At 52.9% G+C, this 741-nt stretch carries 1 protein-coding gene; it reads right to left on the bottom strand.

The window, feature by feature from the left end:
* Positions 1 to 114: 114 nt before the first annotated feature.
* Positions 115 to 741 (bottom strand): IS256 family transposase (locus ABRP93_RS11625; RefSeq protein ID WP_349888023.1); only part of this gene is annotated, 627 nt, incomplete at its 5' end.

Genomic DNA, 741 nt, shown 5'->3' on the forward strand with positions numbered 1-741 from the left:
AAAATGGTAATAAGAAGGCCGCTGCTTAACCCCTAAGCAGCTTAACTACGTGTCCACGATTTGCGGGCAACCCCACGAGGGAGCGTGTCAAGTTGTTTGTGTGTGGGGTTAGGTTTATAGGTACTTGTCGAAGCGGTCGGGAAAGGCCACGGCCATTTGGTTGATGGCTTGTTTCCAGCCGGAAACTCGGGCTCCTTCCATGAGTCTTCCGGCTGTCGCTGAGACGCGTTTGCCCTGCTTCGCCCTCTTGGCAGCGCGTTTGTCTTCAATATTGCAGATCATCAACCACAGCGTTTTCAGCGCTGATTCATCGTTGGTGAACTGCACCCTGTTGCGGGTAGCTTTACGCAGTTCATTGTTGAATGATTCAATCGAATTCGTCGTATAGATTACCTTCCTCGCTGCTGGTGGGAACTGCAGAAACGGTACGAAACGCGCCCAAGCATCCCGCCAGACCTTGACTGAGCGGGGATACTTTTCTCCTAATTCAGAGGCTTCAAATTCGTCTAAAGCAGCCTGTGCTGTGGATTCGTCTGCAGCGGTGTAAATCTTTTTCAACGCGGCCGATACGCCCCGGCGATCCCCGTAGGCTACCCATCGGTTAGCTGCGCGAATCAGGTGCACGATACAGGTTTGCACCATAGAGTTCGGCCACGTTGCCTCTACTGCCTCTGGTAGGCCTTTCAGCCCGTCACAGCAGACGATAAAGACGTCTTTGACCCCACGGTTAGAAAGATTGGC

Source organism: Corynebacterium sp. KPL2850, assembly GCF_040225855.1.
GTDB lineage: Bacteria > Actinomycetota > Actinomycetes > Mycobacteriales > Mycobacteriaceae > Corynebacterium.